At 71.3% G+C, this 18,679-nt stretch carries 18 protein-coding genes; 10 read left to right on the top strand and 8 right to left on the bottom strand.

Annotated features, from left to right (window positions below):
* Positions 1-31: 31 nt before the first annotated feature.
* Positions 32-1,933: a beta-propeller domain-containing protein gene (locus ACFPIJ_RS46225; RefSeq protein ID WP_380125862.1), complete on the bottom strand. Its 1,902-nt coding sequence runs from the start codon at positions 1,931-1,933 to the stop codon at positions 32-34.
* 5 nt (positions 1,934-1,938) lie between these two features.
* Positions 1,939-2,427, bottom strand: coding sequence for an Lrp/AsnC family transcriptional regulator (locus ACFPIJ_RS46220; protein ID WP_380125860.1), 489 nt, complete (start codon positions 2,425-2,427; stop codon positions 1,939-1,941).
* 68 nt (positions 2,428-2,495) lie between these two features.
* Between ACFPIJ_RS46220 and ddaH the strand changes: the two genes are divergently transcribed.
* On the top strand, positions 2,496-3,329 hold the full coding sequence (gene ddaH, locus ACFPIJ_RS46215; protein ID WP_380125858.1) for a dimethylargininase: 834 nt from the start codon (positions 2,496-2,498) through the stop codon (positions 3,327-3,329).
* An 81-nt stretch (positions 3,330-3,410) separates the two neighbouring features.
* Here the strand turns inward: ddaH and ACFPIJ_RS46210 are convergent, their stop codons facing one another.
* The 5 genes from ACFPIJ_RS46210 to ACFPIJ_RS46190 form a co-directional block, all read right to left on the bottom strand.
* A complete protein-coding gene (locus tag ACFPIJ_RS46210) occupies positions 3,411-3,884 on the bottom strand; it encodes a hypothetical protein (RefSeq protein ID WP_380125856.1) in 474 nt (157 codons plus the stop codon).
* A gap of 72 nt (positions 3,885-3,956) precedes the next feature.
* Positions 3,957-5,300 carry a sensor histidine kinase gene (locus ACFPIJ_RS46205; RefSeq protein WP_380125854.1) on the bottom strand — a complete coding sequence of 448 codons (1,344 nt, stop codon included), beginning with the start codon at positions 5,298-5,300 and terminating at the stop codon, positions 3,957-3,959.
* A complete protein-coding gene (locus ACFPIJ_RS46200) occupies positions 5,293-5,976 on the bottom strand; it encodes a response regulator transcription factor (protein WP_380125852.1) in 684 nt (227 codons plus the stop codon). Before ACFPIJ_RS46200 ends, ACFPIJ_RS46205 begins: the two co-directional genes overlap by 8 nt.
* A gap of 164 nt (positions 5,977-6,140) precedes the next feature.
* Complete coding sequence (locus ACFPIJ_RS46195) at positions 6,141-6,638, bottom strand: hypothetical protein (protein WP_380125850.1); 498 nt, start codon at positions 6,636-6,638, stop codon at positions 6,141-6,143.
* Positions 6,639-6,816: 178 nt separating this feature from the next.
* A complete protein-coding gene (locus ACFPIJ_RS46190) occupies positions 6,817-7,383 on the bottom strand; it encodes a hypothetical protein (RefSeq protein ID WP_380125848.1) in 567 nt (188 codons plus the stop codon).
* Between the two features lie 133 nt (positions 7,384-7,516).
* On the opposite strand from ACFPIJ_RS46190, the gene ACFPIJ_RS46185 reads away from it, so the two are divergent.
* The 8 genes from ACFPIJ_RS46185 to ACFPIJ_RS46150 all read left to right on the top strand — a co-directional run bounded on the left by ACFPIJ_RS46185 (position 7,517) and on the right by ACFPIJ_RS46150 (position 15,346).
* Positions 7,517-8,611: an efflux RND transporter periplasmic adaptor subunit gene (locus tag ACFPIJ_RS46185; RefSeq protein ID WP_380125846.1), complete on the top strand. Its 1,095-nt coding sequence runs from the start codon at positions 7,517-7,519 to the stop codon at positions 8,609-8,611.
* Positions 8,612-8,622: 11 nt separating this feature from the next.
* On the top strand, positions 8,623-9,351 hold the full coding sequence (locus ACFPIJ_RS46180; RefSeq protein ID WP_380125844.1) for a response regulator transcription factor: 729 nt from the start codon (positions 8,623-8,625) through the stop codon (positions 9,349-9,351).
* A complete protein-coding gene (locus ACFPIJ_RS46175; protein WP_380125842.1) occupies positions 9,341-10,987 on the top strand; it encodes a sensor histidine kinase in 1,647 nt (548 codons plus the stop codon). The genes ACFPIJ_RS46180 and ACFPIJ_RS46175 overlap by 11 nt, the downstream gene beginning before the upstream one ends.
* Positions 10,988-11,068: 81 nt before the next feature.
* Positions 11,069-12,223 (top strand): efflux RND transporter periplasmic adaptor subunit, encoded by a 1,155-nt coding sequence (locus ACFPIJ_RS46170; protein WP_380125840.1) that lies wholly within the window; start codon positions 11,069-11,071, stop codon positions 12,221-12,223.
* Positions 12,223-12,924 carry an ABC transporter ATP-binding protein gene (locus tag ACFPIJ_RS46165; RefSeq protein ID WP_380125838.1) on the top strand — a complete coding sequence of 234 codons (702 nt, stop codon included), beginning with the start codon at positions 12,223-12,225 and terminating at the stop codon, positions 12,922-12,924. Before ACFPIJ_RS46170 ends, ACFPIJ_RS46165 begins: the two co-directional genes overlap by 1 nt.
* Positions 12,921-14,135, top strand: a complete 1,215-nt coding sequence (locus tag ACFPIJ_RS46160) for an ABC transporter permease (RefSeq protein ID WP_380125836.1) — start codon at positions 12,921-12,923, stop codon at positions 14,133-14,135. The genes ACFPIJ_RS46165 and ACFPIJ_RS46160 overlap by 4 nt, the downstream gene beginning before the upstream one ends.
* Before the next feature lie 99 nt (positions 14,136-14,234).
* On the top strand, positions 14,235-14,861 hold the full coding sequence (locus tag ACFPIJ_RS46155) for a hypothetical protein (RefSeq protein WP_380125834.1): 627 nt from the start codon (positions 14,235-14,237) through the stop codon (positions 14,859-14,861).
* A gap of 14 nt (positions 14,862-14,875) precedes the next feature.
* On the top strand, positions 14,876-15,346 hold the full coding sequence (locus ACFPIJ_RS46150) for a PH domain-containing protein (protein ID WP_380125832.1): 471 nt from the start codon (positions 14,876-14,878) through the stop codon (positions 15,344-15,346).
* A gap of 189 nt (positions 15,347-15,535) precedes the next feature.
* On the opposite strand, the gene ACFPIJ_RS46145 is transcribed toward ACFPIJ_RS46150, so the two are convergent.
* Positions 15,536-17,488, bottom strand: a complete 1,953-nt coding sequence (locus ACFPIJ_RS46145; protein ID WP_465252344.1) for a SpoIIE family protein phosphatase — start codon at positions 17,486-17,488, stop codon at positions 15,536-15,538.
* A 91-nt stretch (positions 17,489-17,579) separates the two neighbouring features.
* Between ACFPIJ_RS46145 and ACFPIJ_RS46140 the strand changes: the two genes are divergently transcribed.
* On the top strand, positions 17,580-18,679 hold a 1,100-nt coding region (locus ACFPIJ_RS46140), incomplete at its 3' end, for a HAMP domain-containing protein (RefSeq protein WP_380125828.1).

Here is an 18,679-nt window from a genome sequence, read left to right as displayed (position 1 = left end):
TCGAAGAAAAGCACGGAACCGAAAAATCGATCTAAAACGCGATCCAGGCCTGTTCGGCCAGGGTCGCCGCGTCGGTGGCCTTCAGCCCCTGCTCCGACAGGGTCCACAGGGTGCCGCCGACGATCAGCGAGCGGCGAATCGTCGTGTAGCGACCGGGGTGGGTGATCGCACCTGCCTCGGTGATCGCCGTGTCGCTCACCTTCAGCACCACCACGCTCGGCTGCCGGTCGTCCCACTTGGGCACCGCGAGCAGGCCGAGCGGTGCCCAGTACAGGAACGCGTGCGGGTCGTACTCGGCCTCCGAGTAACCGCCCTTCTCCAGGTGCTGCGCCACCCGCGCCGGGTGCGCCGGGTCCCGCACGTCGAACAGCGACACCTGCATGCCCTGCACGCGGCCCTGCTCGTTGGCGTCCTGCCCCAGGCCCAGCAGCCGCCCGTCGCCGGCCGGATGCAGATACGCGGAGTAGCCCGGGATCTTCAGCTCCCCGACGACCTTCGGCGCGGAAGGGTCACGCAGGTCGAGCGTGTAGAGCGGGTCGGTCTGCCGGAACGTCACCACGTAGCCGGTGGTGCCGATGAACCGGACCGAGTAGATCCGCTCGCTCTTGCCGAGGCCGTCGACCTTCCCGGCCTGGGTCAGCTGGCCGCCGTTGAGCCGCAGCACGTAGACCGCCGAGGACGTCGTGGTCTCCAGCGACGTGGTCGTCGCGATGCGCAGGTGGCCGTCCCACTCCGACATCGAGTACTGGTTGAGCAGCCAGCCGGGCACCTCACCCGACGCCACGAACCGGGGGCGGCCGGCGCCGCTGATGTCGAACTTGAAGACCTGCGTCAGGGGCGGTCGCGGCGACGTGGCGACCTTCTTGCGCACGGCGTCGGCGATCACCCGCCAGCGCTGGTCGTTGGCGATGTACAGGCCGGGCCCGTTGGCGTAGACCGTGTCGCCGTCGGCCACGATCGAGACCGGGTCGCCGCCGCCGAGCGCCGCGCCGCCCAGGTCGAACGTCAGGACCGTCAGCATCGACGTGGCCGAGTAGGTGTCCGGCCGACTCACCGCGCCGCAGTCGACGCGGCCCTCGGTGCGCTTGCCGGCGCCGTCGACCGCCGTCCACTGCGGCAGCCATGCCTCGACCGGCGCCGCGGCGACCGCAGCACGGTTCGCCGCGATCCGGGCCTCGTCGGTGCCGAGCCGCGAGACGTCTGGGAGCTTCACCTGCGGCAGGGAGGTCACCACGACCCGGGCAGTGCCGCCGACCTGGCGGGCGTCGAGCAGGGCGCCCTCGATCGTGAACCGGCCGATCACCTTGGGCGCCCCGGCGAGGTCGACCAGCGTCACCTGGGCGCCGGAGACGCCCGGACCCCCGACCGTGTCGCCGTCGATCGAAGCCTGGTAGTCCGACCCGAGCACCAGCGCCCGGTCCCCGGCCAGCAGCAGCTCGCTGACGTTGACGGGGCCCTTGCCGGTGCCGTCGGCGGAGGCGAGCGGCAACGAGCCCGTCACGGTGCGGCTGGCGGCGTCGACCACCTTCAGCGACCCGTGCGCGAGCGTGACGATCCGCTTGCCGTCGGTCTTCACCAGGTCCGGCTCGTCGACGCCGGCCTCGTGGTTGTTGGTGCCCGAGTACTCCTGGCCGGCGCCCGGCACCGCGGCCTTGCCGCCGGCGGCGGGCCCGGTGCGCGACATCGCGTTGGTGTCGGCGACCCCGCCGTCGAACATCCGGCCGCCGTAGCCGAAGCCCCACGGCCCGACCGCCTCCGCCGCGGCGCCGCGCAGCGAGGACAGCAGCTGCTCGCAGGAATCGAACGCGACGAGTTTGAAAGCCGGCGCCGGACCGGCTGGCGCCGGCGAGGACCCCGTGGAGGGCGTCTTGTCACCCGTACACCCGGAAAGCGCCATGCAAACGGCGCCCAACGCGGCCAGCGTGCGTCTCATGCAGCCTAGGACGTGGCGGGTGTCGATCCGGTTCCCGTCCCGGTGACGACTTTGGGCGCGAGGCGTTCGACCAATCGGGACAGCACGATCATGCTGCGGGTCGACGTGACGAACGGCTCGGCGCGCAGCTTCTCCAGCGCCTCCTCCAGTCCGGCCATGTCCACCGCCCGCAGATGGACCAGCGCGTCGGCCTCACCGGAGATCGTGTACGCGCCGACGACCGCCGGATGCCGCTTCGCGGCCGCACGCAGCTGCTGCGGCGAGGTGCGCCCGGTGCAGAAGAGTTCGACGAACGCCTCGGTCGTCCAGCCCAACGCGTCGGGGTCGATCAGCGCCGTATAGCCGCGGATCACTCCCTGTGATCGAAGGCGGTCGACGCGCCGCTTGACCGCCGGCGCGGACAGGGCCACCACGGATCCGATGTCGGCGTACGACGAGCGGGCGTCCTCCTGCAGCAACGCAATGATCTGCTGGTCGATCGGGTCGAGGCGCAACGATTCCCTCCTCAAAAGCAACCTTTATCGCTGTTTTGGATGCCTCCGCAAATCTACCGTTTGATCTCGTGACCCACGTCGAGCGGCTGCCGCGAGAGCGCACCTACCTGATGTCGCCACCCGAGCATTTCGTGGTGGAGTACGCGATCAACCCGTGGATGGACGTCTCCACGCCGGTCGACACCGAGCTCGCCGTCAAGCAGTGGGAGGGCCTGCGCGAGACGCTCGTGCGGCTCGGTCACCAGGTGCACGTGCTGGCACCGGAGACCGGCCTGCCGGACATGGTCTACGCGGCCAACGGCGCGTTCTCCGTCGACGGCGTCGTCTACGGCGCGCGGTTCAAGTACGCGCAGCGCATCGCCGAGGCGGCCGCGCACCGGCGGTTCTACGAGCAGCAGGGCACCTGGAACTTCGTGGCGCCGGTGGAGACCAACGAGGGTGAGGGCGACTTCGCCTACCTGCCCGACGCGCTCGGCGGCGGCGTGATCCTCGCCGGGCACGGGTTCCGGACCGAGGTCGCCGCGCACTCGGAGGCGCAGGAGGTGCTCGGCCGGCCGGTGATCTCACTGCGCCTGGTCGACCCGCGCTTCTACCACCTGGACGTGGCCCTGGCGTCGCTCGACGACCGCACGATCGTCTACTACCCGGGCGCGTTCTCCGCCGCCTCGCAGGCGGTGCTCGCACAGCTGTTCCCGGACGCGGTCGTCGCCGACGAGGAGGACGCCCTGTCCTTCGGGCTCAACCTCGTCTCGGACGGCCGCCACGTGGTCCTCAACAGCGAAGCCACCGCCCTCGCGGCCAAGCTCCGCCAGGCCGGCTACGTGCCGGTCCCGGTGGAGTTGACTGAGCTCAAGAAGGGCGGCGGCAGCGTGAAGTGCTGCATCGCCGAGCTGAGGCCCTGACCAGCGAAGCTGGGGGCCTTGAGCAGCAGAACTGAGGCCCTTGGCAGTGAAGCTCGGGCCTTGAGCGGTGGAGCTGGGGCCTTAAGAACTGGACGGTGCCGGTGCCGGCTCGGTAGCGGCCGACTGGACCAGCACGATCTGCGCCGTGTAGGTCGTGCGGGGCGTCGCTGCGGGGGTCGCGGTGCCGCCGTTGACCGTGATCGGGCCGCCCACCACCACGTCGGTGCCCGCCTGCAGCGCGCCAGGCTGCAGACTGTGGCGCTTGTCGTACACCTTGACGTTCTTCGCCAGGGTCCAGGTCTTCGTGTAGCCGTCCGCCGACCGGACCGTCACTGACGTGTCCGTCGCCGCCGTTGCGGTGCCGTTCTGCATCGCGACCCGGATCGGGCCCTTTTTCGTCTGCACGATGCCTTCGCCGTGCAGCACGCCGGAGAACATGTCGTGCTCGCTGGTCTGGCCCGACGGCGTCGGATCCGCCAGGGCGACCCCGGGTAGTGAGCCGATGACCACCAGGATCACGGCACAGAACAGCAAACCAATCCGTGAGCGTCGCATCGGGGTACCTCCTCGGAACTGGGCTGAAGGGTGCTCTACCTCTGATCACCCGACCCAAACTCCGACCCGAACTCAGAGCGGCACCGTGACCGTGAACCTCGCCCCACCCTCCGGTGCGTGCCCCGCTTCGATCCCGCCGCCGAGCCGCCGGGCCAGCCGCGCCGCGAGCGCCAGCCCCAGCCCGCTGCCGACCTTGCGGGCCCCCTGGTAGCGGCGCGACAGGGCACCCCGCTCGAACGCGACCGCCAGGTCGTCATCGGTGAACCCCGGCCCGCCGTCCCGGATCTCGATCGACGCCGACGACTGCTGCCACACCAGCGCCAGCACCACCGGGGCACCCGACGGCACGACCCGCAGCGCGTTCTCCAGCAGGCCATCGACGATCTGCCGGATTCGGCCGGGGTCGGTGCGCGCCGGGATCGGCATCGGCGGCAGCTCGGTGCGCAGCAGCAACCCCGCCGCCGCGAGCCGTCCGCCCCACGCCTCGGCCGTCGCCGCCACCAGCTGCGTCAGGTCCACGTCGACCACCTCGACCGGCAGGTCCGCGGCCTCCAGACGGGCCAGCACCAGCAGGTCGGCGATCAACCGGTCCAGCCGCTCCGCCTCGCCGAGCACCGTCTGACCGGCCCGCTGCGCCCCGTCGGGGCCGACCACCCCGTCCGCGAGCGCCTCCGCGTAGCCCCGGATCGTCGTCAGCGGGGTCCGCAGCTCGTGCGACACCGACAACAGGAAGTCGCGCTCCCGCCCCTCACTCGTGGCCAGGGCCGCGGTCAATGCGTTGACGGCCCGGGCCAGGTCCGCGACCTCCGTCGGCCCGCGAGGATCGAGGGTGACCGACCGGTCCCCGGCGCTGAGTTGATTGGCCGCTGCCGCCACGGTACGGATGGGAAGCGCGATCCGCCTCGCCAACAGCACGCCGGCCAGGAGCCCGGCACCGAGCCCGGCCAGCAGCGCGATCCACAGCTGCCCCCAGAGTCGCGCCAGGGTCCCGCTCGGCGGATCCTCGGTCAGCACCACGCCGTTGCCCGAGTTGCCGATCGGCCGGCCCACCAGCAGTTTGATCTTGCTGTCCACCACCGCCCGGCGCACCTGGATCTGGCGACCGGCCGCGACCGTCTTGACCACACCGTCCGGCAGGCCGCCCCGATCCGGCTGGCCGGCCCGGATCATGTACACCTCGATCCCGAGGGCCCGCAGCCGCTTGACGATCACCTGCTCGTCTTCGCTCTTGGCCGTGTTGAACCGAGGCCGCAGCAGCTCCACGGTCAGTTTCGCCTCGTCGGCGAGCCCCTCCCGGGCGGTCTTGTTGGCCTCCTGGATCGCCAGCGGCACACCGACCAGCGCGGTCACCAGGACCGAGATGACGGCGACGGCGCACGTCACCAGTGCGCTGCGGCCGAGGATGGAGCTAAGCATCGGCGGTGTACCCGACCCCGCGCACCGTCCGGAGCACCGCGGCCGCGTCGCCGAGCTTGCCGCGCACCTGCGCCACGTGCACGTCGACCGTCCTGGTGCCGGAGTGCGCCGCGTATCCCCACACGGAGCCGAGCAGCTCCTCCCGGGTGAAGACCCGGCCCGGCCGGTTCATCAGGTGCGCCAGGAGCGCGAACTCCGTCGAGGTCAGCGTCACCGGCACACCGTCCACCCGGCACTCCCGCCGGGCCGGATCGAGCGTGACCGGCCCGACGGTGCGGACCTGGTCCACGTCCGGCGGGCCCTGCGTGCGCCGCAGCACCGCCTTGACCCGCGACACCAGCTCGCGGGGGCTGAACGGTTTGGTGACGTAGTCGTCGCCGCCCAGCTCGAGCCCCAGAATCCGGTCGACCTCGTCGTCCCGCGCGGTCAGGAACAGCACCGGCGTCCAGTCGCCCGACTCGCGCAACCGCCGGCAGATCTCCGTGCCGTCGAGCCCTGGCAGCGCGATGTCCAGCACGCACGCGACCGGTCGCAACTTCCGCGCGGCGGCGAGGCCGGCCGTGCCGTCGTGCTCGACGTGCACCCCGAAGCCCTCGCGGGCCAGATACATGCGCAGCAGGTCGGCGATCGGCCGCTCGTCCTCGACGACCAGCACCAACCCCTTGCCCTGATCCACCGCCTCATTCTGCCGCGCCGCGGCTCCGGGCGATGTTCGGGTGATGTTTGGGCGCCCGGCTCCACGGATACAAGAACATCGATCGGCCCACCCCAGCTGCGGTTGCCAGCGCCTGCGCGGGGTGGGCCGGTTCGCTCGTCCGGTTCGCTCCTCAGGTTCACTCGTCAGGCGAAGCGGAGCACCGCTCTCGTGAGCCTGGGGACGGTGGGGGTCCAGGCCGCCGCGATCTGTCCCCACGGGGTGCGGAAGGCCTGCTTCAGGGCCTCGTCGAGGCGCCACATCTCGGTCTTGTCCGGCAGGCGTACCCACAGGTTCTCGCGCACGCCGTCGATGGCGGTCACGCCGAGCTGGATGCCGGTGCGCCCCGGTTCGGGGGTCCAGGTGACGTCGGCGAGCTGGTGCAGGTCGGCGTTGAGGTGCAGGGAGACGCGGCGCAGGACGGCCGACTCGGTGGTGATCACGAGCCGGTTCCGGGTCAGCATCAGCACGCTGCGCCGGGTGGCGCGGGACGTGCAGCGGGCGACGACGGCCACGGTGTCCCGGTCGCCGGCGCAGCCGCGCAGGACCTGCACGTGGCGGCGGATGGTTGCGGGGGACAGCTTCGCCAACGCCGTGGCCGGCAGGAACGTGCACGAGAAGGTGTCCAGCGTCTCCATGCTCAAGCCAACGACGGGTATTGCTCAGCGACACGCGATTCTGTCGCTTTCATGCGCCGATCTTGCGGGCGTAGTGTCTGGACACTCCCACAGTGTCCGTTTTTCCGCCACCACGCCCGCAAGATCGGCGCACACCCTGTGCGTCGCTGAAAGCCGGTCAGGCCGGTCGGGCCGGTCAGGCCGGTCAGGATGCGGACGGGCGAGGGCTCGGCTTGAGCGGGGCGCAGGCGGTCACCGCGGCGGCAACCTTCGCGTCGGCGGTGTCGAGCTGGTCGACCGGGCCGCTGACGGTGATGCCGTGCTCGGTGAGGCAGTTGCGGTACGCGGCGTCGCGGCCACCACCGTTGCCGTTGCCGCCGCCGGGGAACGCGGTCGGCCGCAACGACTCGCACGCCTTCTGTGCCTTCTCCCAGGTCTGCTGGTCGACGCCGTCGGGCGCCGCGGTGCCGAAGAAGCCACCGCCACCCCCGGGGAAGCCACCGCGGCCCGGGAAGCCGCTGCCCGACGGGCGCGGTTGCCCCGACGGGAACGCGGTCGGGCGGTTCGAGGGGTTGCCGTCCGGGCGGCCCGAGGGCCGGTTCGACGCGTTCATCTGCGGCAGGTTGACGCCGTTGTTGCGCAGGCACGACGCGTAGTCGGTGCCGCCGGAGGCGGCCGTCGCCGGCGCCCCGGGATCCGAAGATCCGCAGGCCGTGGCGAAGATTGCCACTGCGGCGAACGCGAGCGCGGCGCCACCGATCCGCTGAGTCATCACGACCGCCATGCAACGGCCCGAACCTCGACGCCCCGTGGGCTGAACCTCAAAATTCGGTAATAACGGCTTCCCAGCCAACTTTGAGGTCCGGTCGAGCTGACCGGGAGCCGGGACCGGTCAACTTGCAGGCATGAAGGTCTGGTGGCTGGCCGGAGGGGCTGCCGTTCTCGCGGTCGCGGTCGTCGTGGGTGTCATGTTGACGGGTGGCGACCCGGTCGCGCCCGCGAAAGCGAGCACGTCGAAGGTGACCAGGGGGTCCGTCTCGACGACCATCTCGGCGTCGGGGACGGTGCAGGCGCAGCAGAGCCGGACGCTCGGCTTCACCAGCAGCGGCACGCTGACCGAGCTCAACGTGAAGCCCGGCGACGTGGTCGCCGCGGGTGCGGTGCTGGCCAGGATCGACGCGACCGCCGCGCAGGAGTCGGTGGACGCCGCCGAGGAGAGTGTCGACAGCGCCGAGGACGCCCTGGACCGCGCCGAAACCGCCCAGGCCAGCGCGACCGCGTCCCCGTCCGCGACCGCCAGCCGCGCGCCAGGCACGCAGACCGGTGGCCAGACGGGCGGCCAGACCGGCGGCCAGACGGGCACGCAGGGTGGCGGAAACGGGGCCAGCAGCGTCCAGAACGCCAGCGACAACCTGCTCTCCGCCCAGCAGCGGCTCAACAACGCCAAGCTCAGCCTCGTCCAGGCCAACGCCAAGCTGGCCAGCACCGTGATCACCGCGCCGGTCGCCGGCAAGGTGCTCGCCGTCAACGGCACCGTCGGATCCAACGCCGGTTCGAGTGTCATCACGCTCGCCGGCACCGGCGACGTGGTGGTGAAGGCGCAGTTCACGGAGGCCGAGGTGGCGCACCTCAAGCTCGACCAGGTCGCGAAGATCTCGCTGCCGGACAACGCGAGCGCCAAATACGACGGCAAGGTCATGCAGATCGACCCGGCCGGCACGGTGTCCAACCGGCTGGTGCGGTACGCGGCGCTGATCTCGTTCGACAAGGTGCCCGACACGCTGCTGTACGGGCAGAGCGCTACTGTCGCAGTGGTCACCGCATCCGCGGACAATGTGCTGTCGGTGCCCTCCACCGCCGTTCACGACGGCAAAGTCGTGGTGAGAGTCAACGGCAAGGACGAGGAGCGCACCGTCGAGACGGGTCTGCGCGGTGACGTCAACACTGAGATCAAGAGTGGACTTGCCGAAGGTGACGAGATCCTGACGGCGGGTCGGTGACGATGGAGCCGATGACCGCACAGGTGAACGCAGGCCAGCCGCAGCCCAAGGTCCTCGTCGTGGACGACGAGGCGAGCATCCGTGCCCTGCTGTCCGCCACGCTGCGGCTGACCGGCTTCGACGTCAAGGTCGCCGGCGGTGGGCGGGAGGCGCTGAGCGCCGCCGCCGACTTCGCGCCGGACCTGGTCGTGCTCGACGTGATGATGCCCGACCTGGACGGCTTCGAGGTGGCGCAGCGGCTGCGGACCAGCGGCCGGCCGGTGCCGGTGCTGTTCCTGACCGCCCGCGACTCGGTCGAGGACCGCATCTCCGGGCTGACCGTGGGCGCCGACGACTACGTGGCCAAGCCGTTCAGCCTCGAGGAGGTCGTGCTGCGGATCCGGGCGATCCTGCGGCGCAGCCTCGGCGAGCAGCAGCAGCTGGTCGACGGCGGGGTGCTGCGCTACGCGGACCTGGAGATGGACGAGGACGCCCACGAGGTGCGCCGGGGCGGCCACCGGGTCGACCTGTCGCCGACCGAGTTCAACCTGCTGCGGTATCTGCTGACCAACGCCGGCCGGGTGGTGAGCAAGGCACAGATCCTGGACCGGGTGTGGAACTACGACTTCGGCGGCGACGGCCGGATCGTCGAGTCCTACGTCTACTACCTGCGCCGCAAGGTCGACAAGTGGGACCCGCCGCTGATCCACACCGTCAGAGGGGTCGGCTACGCGCTGAGGCTGCCCAGAAGTGAGACCTAGGCCCTGGCGCCAGTGGACGGTCCAGGCCAGGATCGTCGTCTCCGTGGTGACCCTGGCCGGGGTCGCGCTCATCGCCGCCAACGCGATCGCGGTCGGGCTGCTCAACTGGTATCTGATGCAGCGCATCGACGACCAGCTGCAGGGCCCCTCCCGCCGGCCACCGGGCGCGTTCGGCCAGAACAACCCGAACCCGAGCGCCAGCCCGGGCGCGACCCGCGGCCCCAATCCCCTCACCACCCCCAGCCCGGGCACGTCCGCCGGCGCCAACCCGAACTTTCCGGGCAGCGGCGGCCAGCGGTGCGGCTCCTCCCGGGACCGCAGCGAGTTCTTCCCGGGCCCGCCGTGCCAGGTGTACCACTTCGACAGCACGGGCAAGCTGCTCACCGCCGACCCGGTCGTGGACCCCGCGCTCTTCGGCAACGTCAAGCAGCGGGCCGCGCAGGCGAAGCCGTTCACGGTCACCGCGCCGGACGGCGTGCAGTGGCGGGTCCTCGTGATCCCCGTGACGTTCCAGGGCGTGAGCGGATACATCGCCAACGCCGTCTCCCTGGTCGACGTGCACGAGACCCGGGACCAGATGCTGCAGTACTCGCTGCTGGTCAGCCTGCTCCTGCTCGGGTTCGTCGGGCTGGCGACCGCGACGCTGGTCCGGCTCGGGCTGAGCCCGCTGACCCGCATGGAGGAGACCGCGGTCGAGATCGCCGCCGGCAACCTGTCCCGCCGGATCGTCGACGCCGACCCGCACACCGAGTCCGGGCGTCTCGGCATCGCCCTCAACACGATGCTCACCCGGATCGAGGAGGCCGTCGACGACAGCGCCGAGTCGGAGCAGCGGTTGCGGCAGTTCCTCGCCGACGCCGCGCACGAGCTGCGCACCCCGCTGACCTCGGTGCAGGGCTTCGCGGAGCTGTACCGGCGCGGCGGCGCGCCACCCGGACCGGCCCTGGACGAGGCGATGGAGTGCATCGAGGCCGAGGTCAGCCGGATGCGGCTGCTCGTCAACGACCTGCTGACCCTGGCCCGGATGGACGAGGAACGGCCGCTGCAGCTGTCGCCCGTGGACCTGCTCGCGGTCGCCGCCGACTCGGTGCGCGACGCCCACGTGCGGGTGCCGACCCGGTTCGTGCAGCTGTCGGCGCTGGATGAGCGGTCGGTGACGTTCGAGCCGGTGACCGTCGAGGGCGACGAGGCCCGCATCCGGCAGGTCGTCGCGAACCTGGTCAGCAACGCGCTGCAGCACACGCCGGAGGACACCCGGGTGGTCGTGCGGGTCGGCCGGGCCTCAGACGCCGGGCCGCCGCCGACTGCGGTGATCGGTGAGCCGCTGCCCGACGGCGTGCCGCTCGCCGCGATCGAGGTCAGCGACACCGGGCCGGGCATGAAACCCGGTGACGCCGCGCGCGTGTTCGAGCGGCTGTACCGCGCCGAGGGATCCCGCTCGCGCCGGCACGGTGGTGCCGGGCTCGGCCTGGCCATCGTGGCCGCGATCGTGCAGGCGCACGGCGGGCGGGTCGAGCTGTGGACCGCACCCGGTGCGGGGGCGCGGTTCCGGGTGCTGCTACCGGCGCTGAGCGAGCCCGACTTTGAGGACGATTCCGATGAACCCGGATTCCGAGGTAACTCCGAGGGAAGCTGAGGGTCGCTCCGAGCGGCGGCCAGCACGATGCTTCTCATGCGTTTGTCGCTGCCGTCTCTACGCCGACCACAGTTGAACTCTGTGAGTCTGATCAACGCCGCGCTCGTGGTCGCCGCGGTCGGCGGTGGGCTCTGGGCCTACCAGATCGTCTCCGGTCCGGCCGCGGCCGAGGCCTCGCAGGCCACCACCCGCACCCGGGCCGTCGCGGTCACCCAGGGCACGGTGTCGCAGACGGTGTCCGCGTCGGGCTCCGTGGCCAGCGCCGCGACGGCCAACGCCAACTTCACCACCTCGGGCACCGTCACCGAGGTCGGCGTGAAGGTCGGCGACGTGGTCGCCAAGGGTCAGGTGCTGGCCAAGGTCGACGCGACCGCCGCGCAGGCGTCGCTGAACACCGCGAAGGCCAACCTGACCGCGGCGAAGGCGGCGCTCACCCGGGCGGAGAACAACAGCGCCGACGACGCCACGATCACCTCCGCCGAGGCGCAGGTCGCCAGCGCGCAGGCCAGCGTCACCTCGGCGCAGACGACGGTCAACGGCACGGTCCTGACCGCCCCGATCGCCGGCACGGTCACCGCCGTGAACGGCGCGGTCGGCTCGGCCTCGTCCGGCTCGTCGGGCGCTTCGAGCGGCGGCGGCGCCACGGGCTCCACCAGCTCCTCCTCCTCGTCGGGCTTCATCCAGCTCGCCGACCTGACGAAGCTGCAGATCAACGCCAGCTTCGCCGAGGCGGACGCGACGAAGCTCAAGGCCGGGCAGGCCGCCGAGATCAGCTGGAGCGCGCTGAGCGGCACCCGCGCCACCGGCAAGGTCAGCACGATCTCGCCGACCGCGACGACCAGCAACAACGTCAACTCCTACGCGGTGGTCATCGGCCTGGAGACGCTGCCGGAAGGGGTCCGGCTCGGGCAGAGCACCACGGCGGTCGTGACGATCGCCGAGGCGCAGAACGCGATCCGCATCCCGACCACGGCCCTGCGCACGGCCGGCGGCCAGCGCACCGTCCAGGTGCAGGTCAACGGCCAGGTGGAGACCCGCACCGTCGAGGTCGGCATCACCGGCGGCTCGTTCGTCGAGATCAAGTCCGGGCTGAAGGCCGGTGAGCAGGTCGTGATCACGACGACCACCACGAACTCGACGACCGGCACCAACACCGGCCAGTTCCCCGGCGGCGGTCAGTTCCCCGGCGGCGGAGGCGGCTTCACCGGTGGCGGCGGCGCCCGCCCGGGCAACTGATGGGAGCGCCGACCATGCACCCGGTTCTGGACGTCCAGAAGGTCAAGAAGATCTACGGGCAGGGCGAGACCGAGGTCCAGGCCCTGCGCGGGGTGTCGCTGACCGTCGAGCGCGGCGACTACGTGGCCATCATGGGCTCGTCGGGCTCCGGCAAGTCGACCCTGATGAACATCCTCGGCTGCCTCGACATCCCGACCACCGGCAAGTACCTGCTCGACGGCGTCGACGTGAGCCGCCTCAACGACCGGCAGCTGGCGCTGGTGCGCAACCGGCGGATCGGCTTCGTGTTCCAGGCGTTCAATCTCATCGCCCGGACCAGCGCCCTCGCCAACGTCGAGTTGCCGCTCGCGTACGCCGGGGTCAAGGGCGCCGAGCGGCGCCGCCGGGCCAACCTGGCGCTGTCCATGGTGGGGCTCGCCGACCGTGCCGGCCACGAACCCAACCAGCTCTCCGGCGGGCAGCAGCAGCGGGTCGCGGTCGCCCGGGCGCTGGTCACCGCGCCGGCCCTGGTCCTCGCCGACGAGCCGACCGGCAACCTCGACACGCAGTCCACCAACGACGTCCTCGCCGTCTTCGACCGGCTCAGCGCGTCGGGCCGGACGATCGTGCTGATCACCCACGAGCCGGACGTCGCCGAGCGGGCGAAGCGACTGATCCGGCTCGTCGACGGACACATCGTCCAGGATGAGCGGCTGAAGTGAACCTCTTCGAGACCATCCGCTTCGCGCTGCGCGCGATCACCGCCAACAAGCTGCGCTCCAGCCTCACCGTGCTGGGCATCCTCATCGGCGTCGCCGCGGTCATCCTCCTCGTCGCGGTCGGCAACGGCTCGGCGCAGGCGGTCCAGAAGCAGATCGAGTCGCTGGGCACCAACACCCTGACGGTGACCGCCGGCGGTGGCGGCGGCGCCCGCGGCGCGGCGGCCACGACGAGCACCGCCCTGAACATGGACCTGGTGCCGGCCCTGGAGGACAAGGACGAGGCGCCGCACGTGCGCAGCGTCTCGCCGGTCGTCACGGGATCGCAGTCGGCCACCTACGAGGGGACCGACCACACGATCGCGCAGTTCGTCGGCACGTACCCGGGCTACGTCGCGGCCTCGAACTTCAAGGTCGACAAGGGTGCCCTCTTCACCGACGAGGACGTCAAGGACTCGCGCAAGGTCGTCGTGATCGGCAAGACCGTGGCCGAGGAGCTGTTCGGCACCGTCGATCCGTTGTCGAAGCAGATCACCGTCTCCGGCAAGCTCTTCACCGTGGTCGGCGTGCTCGCCGACAAGGGCGGCACCGGCTTCACCGACCCCAACGACGTCGCGATGGCCCCGGTCACCGCGGTGCAGGAGTCGCTGACCGGATACGGGTCGCTCAACCAGCTGCTCGTCCAGGCCACGTCGCCCGAGGACGTCACCGAGGCGCAGAACGAGGTCACCGCGATCCTCAACGCCAAGCTCAACATCACCGGTTCGAGCACCAGTGCGTACCGCATCCAGAACGCCTCGCAGCTGCTGGAGACCCGGGCCAACACCGCCGAGACCTTCACCCTGCTGCTCGGCGCGGTCGCCGGGATCAGTCTGCTGGTCGGCGGGATCGGTATCACCAACATCATGATGGTCACGGTCACCGAGCGGACCCGCGAGATCGGCATCCGCAAGGCCCTCGGCGCGCCCAAGCGCACGATCCTCACCCAGTTCCTGGTCGAGGCGACCGTGTTGAGCCTGATCGGTGGGTTGCTGGGGGTGGCCGCCGCGGTCATCGGCAGCCGCTTCACCATCGTCAGCATCCAGCCCGTCATCGTGCCCAGCTCGGTCTTCCTGGCGCTGGGGTTCTCGGTCGCGATCGGGCTGTTCTTCGGCAGCTACCCGGCCAGCCGGGCGGCCGGCCTGCGCCCGATCGAAGCGCTGCGTTATGAGTAGGCACGTTGTTCGTGCGGGCCGGTCCGGGTTGCGGTGCCCGACCCCCCGCGGGTACCGCAACCCGGTCCATCCCGCACGGCAGTCGACGAGGAGATTCCTGTGAGCCACGCCTTTCGCCGGCCGTCCGCGTCTCTCGATGAGGTGGACAATTCAGACACCGTGCTGCTCGAGCCGGTGGACCCGGAGGTCGTCCTCATCGACGAGCCGGACGACCTGCTGGCCCAGCCGCTCGACGACGACCTGAACGAGCGCATCTCGAAGGCGGCACCGCGCCGCCTGGCCAACCGCGCCACGTATGTCCTGGCCGGGCTGGCCCTGCTGGTCGCGGGTTTCGTCGGCGGCGCCCAGGTGCAGAAGAGCTACGGCACCGCACCGGCCGCGACGGGAGCGCCCGGCGGCGCGAACCCGGCCGCGCTCGCGAGCCAGTTCGCCGGCCGCGGCGGGCAGTTCCCGGGCGGCAACACGGGCACCGGCGGCGGCACCGGCACCGGCACCGGCCAGACGGGCGCCCGCGGCGGGATCACCGGCACCGTCAAACTCGTCGACGGCACCACCGTCTACGTGGAGACCGCGGACGGCCAGACCCTGATCGTGAAGACCAGCGGCACGACCACCGTCTCCGCGCCCGGCGCCCTCAAGGACCTGACGGCCGGCTCCAGCGTGACGATCGTGGGCCAGAACGCCGACGGCACGGTCACCGCCACCTCGATCACGAAGACGAAATAGCGCATGCTGGTGGCATGGACATCCGCAGCGGGACCCCATCATCGGAGCCGTCCGCCACGGACCTGACGCCCGCGCCGACCAGCCTGCGCTGGCGGGTGTCGACCGGGTTCGCGGTGCTGAAGGGCGTTGCGGCGATCGGCCTCCTGCTGGCCGGGGTGTTCGCCGCCGCGGACAGCCGGATGCTCGCCGCCGCGCTGGTCGCCGCAGCGATTCTCGTCGTCTATGCGCTGCGCGACGTCATCGCGCCGGTCCGGCTCGCCGCCGACCTCGAGGGGCTCACCGTCGTCAGCGGCTACGCGGGACACCGGCGGATCGACTGGGCCCAGGTGGAGCGGATGCGGGTCGACGCCCGCTCCCGCGGCGGGATGCGCAGCGAACTGCTCGAGATCGACGCCGGCGAGCACCTGTTCCTGCTGAGCCGCTACGACCTCAACGCCCACCCGGCGGACGTCTACGAGGAGCTGCTCCGCCTGCGCGGGTTTTAGCCTTTCCGGATCAGGGGTTACTGTGGGTTGCGACACCGAAAGATTATTTTTTCGGTTGTGCTAGTGTCGTGAATGCGGTGCGCGGACACCAACCTGGTGCTGTGCCCGGCTGTCAGGCTGGTGCTGTGCTCTGCTGCCAGGTTGGTGCTGTGCCTGGCTGTCAGGCGTCGTTGCGGACGGGCTTGGCTGTCAGGCGTCGTTGCGGACGGCGAAGATCGCGATGTCGTCGCGGGGGGACTCGGGGGAGAAGTTCAGCGTCGTCGCGCGCAGGCGGGCCACCACGACGTCGGCTGGGAAGCCCGCCAGCAGGCTGGCCTCCTCGCGCAGCCGGTCGACGCCGAACAGCTCCGGGCCGCGGCGGCGCTCGGTGACGCCGTCGGTGTAGAAGATCAGCGTGTCGCCCGGGTGCAGCGTGATCTGCGTGCGCGGGGTGTTGATCGTGTCGAGCAGGCCGAGCGCGGTGCCGCACTGGCCCGCCAGCTCGGTGCGGCCGTCGGCGCGCAGCAGCACCGGCTGGTCGTGGCCGGCCAGGTGCAGCGCCACGTCCAGGGTGCCGTCGGGGCGGCGCATGATCTCCGCGAGACACAGCGTGCAGTAGCGGCCGCCGCCCCGCTCCAGGAGCGTCTCGTTGATCCGTTTCAGGGTCTCGGGCAGGGGCCGGCCGTCGCGGACCAGGACGCGGGTGACGTCCCGCACCAGACCGGTGACCGTCGCCGCCTGAACGCCCTTGCCGGACACGTCACCCACGACGACCAGCCAGCGCCGGCCCGAGAGCGGCACCACGTCGTAGAAGTCGCCGCCGACGTCGACCCCTTCGCCGGTCGGCACGTATTCGGCGCCGAACTCGACGCCGTCGGCCTTCGGCAGCTGCGGTGGCAGCAGCGAGCGCTGCAGGGCGTGGGCGATGCCGCGCCGCTCCGCGTGGATGTTGGCGTTGTCGATCGCGAGCGCGGCGCGCCGGGCCACGTCCTCGACGACGGCGACCTCCTCGTTGCGCTGCCAGGTGTCCCGGCCGCCGCCGACGGTCAGCGTCCCCAGGTGCTGGCCACGGGCGATGAGGCCGACCACGTAGCCCTCCAGCGGCGGGCCGAGCGGGACGACGGCGTCGGTGCTCATCGCCTCCTTCAGCTGCGGCGCCGCCTGCCCGAGCGCGTCGAGCAGATCGGCGAGCATCGCCTCGTCGGCGTGCGCGGCCGCGGCCAGCCGCAGCTCCCCACCGGCGTCGGCGGCGTGGATCGCGCACCAGGTGCCGAGGCGGGGCACCACCAGCCGGGGGATGAGCGCCAGCGTCAGCTCGACGTCGAGGGACTGGGCGAGCAGCTCGCTGGCGTCGGCGAGGAACGTGAGCCAGGTGCGCCGCTCGGAGTCGGCCCGGCGCAGCCGGTGGTTCTCGACCAGCAGCATCAGCCGGTCGGCGGCGAGCGACGTGAGGGGTCGCGCATACGGGTTGCCGCCGCCCCCGGCGACGAGCAGCTCGCCCCGCCACGGCTTGGTGATCCGCAGCGGCACCCGCCGCCCGCTGTCGACGGAGCCGGTGAGCCGGCCGACCGCGGCGATCGTGTGCGGGCCCTGGCCCTCGTCCAGGGTCAGCGCGGCGCCGGACGCGCCGATCACGCCGACCAGCCGTTGCAGCAGCTCCTCCGCGACCTCGGTCAGCGAGGTGCCGGTGCCCGACCAGCCCAGCGCGCTGAGTGCCTCCGGGGCGGGTGCGGCGGGGACCTCGAAACCGGGCGGCGCCACGGAGCTCGTGGCACCGGGCTTGTCGAGGCGGAACCAGACGCCCTTGCCCCCGCCGAAGTGCAGGGTGCCCCACGACGACGCCAGCTGGTCGACGAGCAGCAGCCCGCGGCCGCGCTCGTCCAGATCCGCGCCGGGCGTGGGAATGTTGGGCACGACGGTGCCCGGCCGGAAGTCCAGGACCGTGACGGTGAGCGAGTTGTCCGCCGCGGTGATCTCCACGTCGACCTCGGTGCCGGCGTGCACGACGCTGTTCGTCGTCAGCTCCGTCACCAAGAGCAACGCCTCGTCGAGAATTGCGCCCAGGTCCCGTTCGTGCACGATCGTCCGGATCGCTTCGCGCGCCAGACCAGGAGAGCTATGGTCGGCCGGGAGTCGGATCCTCCGGACGGTCGGGGCGTTCACACCTCGCAGTCTCTACCGAACGGTGGTAACAATCCAACCTGGAGACGACGATGGGTGGACGCCGCCTGCCCCCGAGACCGGTGGAGACGCCATGACCACAGTCGAAGAAGTCACCCAGAAGAGTCCCGAGACGCTGCTGCTCGAGGAGCTTTCCGCCGGGCTGGACCGGTTGGCGGCAGGTGATCTGAAGCATCGGCTGAGCCGCCGCGACGGGCTCCCGGGCGAGGTGGTGGAGCGCTTCAACCGGCTCGCCGAGCTGAAGTTGCGGCACACTCGTGACCTGCTGCGGATCAGCCGGGTCGTCGGCCGTGAGGGCCGCATGACCGAGCGTCTCGACGAGGAGGCCTTCGAGGGGGCGTGGCTGGACCGCATCCACGCGGTCAACTCCCTGATCGACGACCTGGGCCGGCCCACGACGGAGATCGCCCGCGTGATCGTGGCGGTCGCTGAGGGGGACCTGACGCAGCAGTTGGCGCTGGAGATCGACGGCCGCCCGCTGCGGGGCGAGTTCCTCACCATCGGCCGCACGGTCAACACGATGGTGGATCAGCTCTCGTCGTTCGCCGACGAGGTCACGCGGGTGGCCCGTGAGGTCGGCACGGAGGGCAAGCTGGGCGGCCAGGCCCAGGTGACCGGCGTCGCCGGCACCTGGCGGGACCTGACCGACTCGGTCAACTCGATGGCCGCCAACCTGACCGGCCAGGTCCGGTCGATCTCGACCGCGGCGACGGCGCTCGCCCGCGGCGACCTGTCGCAGAAGATCACGGTGACGGCCAAGGGCGAGGTCGCCGAGCTCGCCGAGACCATCAACTCGCTCGTCGACACGCTGCGGATCTTCGCCGAGCAGGTGACCCGGGTGGCCCGGGAGGTCGGCACCGAGGGCAAGCTCGGCGGCCAGGCCGACGTGCCGGGCGTGGCCGGCACCTGGAAGGACCTCACCGACAACGTCAACTCGATGGCGTCCAGTCTCACCGGCCAGGTCCGCAACATCGCCCAGGTCGCGACGGCCGTCGCGCGGGGCGACCTGTCGCAGAAGATCACCGTTGTCGCGCAGGGCGAGATCCTCGAGCTCAAGGACACCGTCAACACGATGGTCGACCAGCTCTCAAGCTTCGCCGACGAGGTGACCCGTGTCGCCCGTGAGGTTGGCACGGAGGGCAAGCTCGGCGGTCAGGCCCAGGTGACCGGCGT

The sequence above is a fragment of the Dactylosporangium cerinum genome (genome assembly GCF_042653625.1).
GTDB classification, from domain to species: domain Bacteria; phylum Actinomycetota; class Actinomycetes; order Mycobacteriales; family Micromonosporaceae; genus Dactylosporangium; species Dactylosporangium cerinum.
Note: the sequence above shows the minus strand (reverse complement) of the source record. Positions and strands in the feature narration are given on the sequence as shown.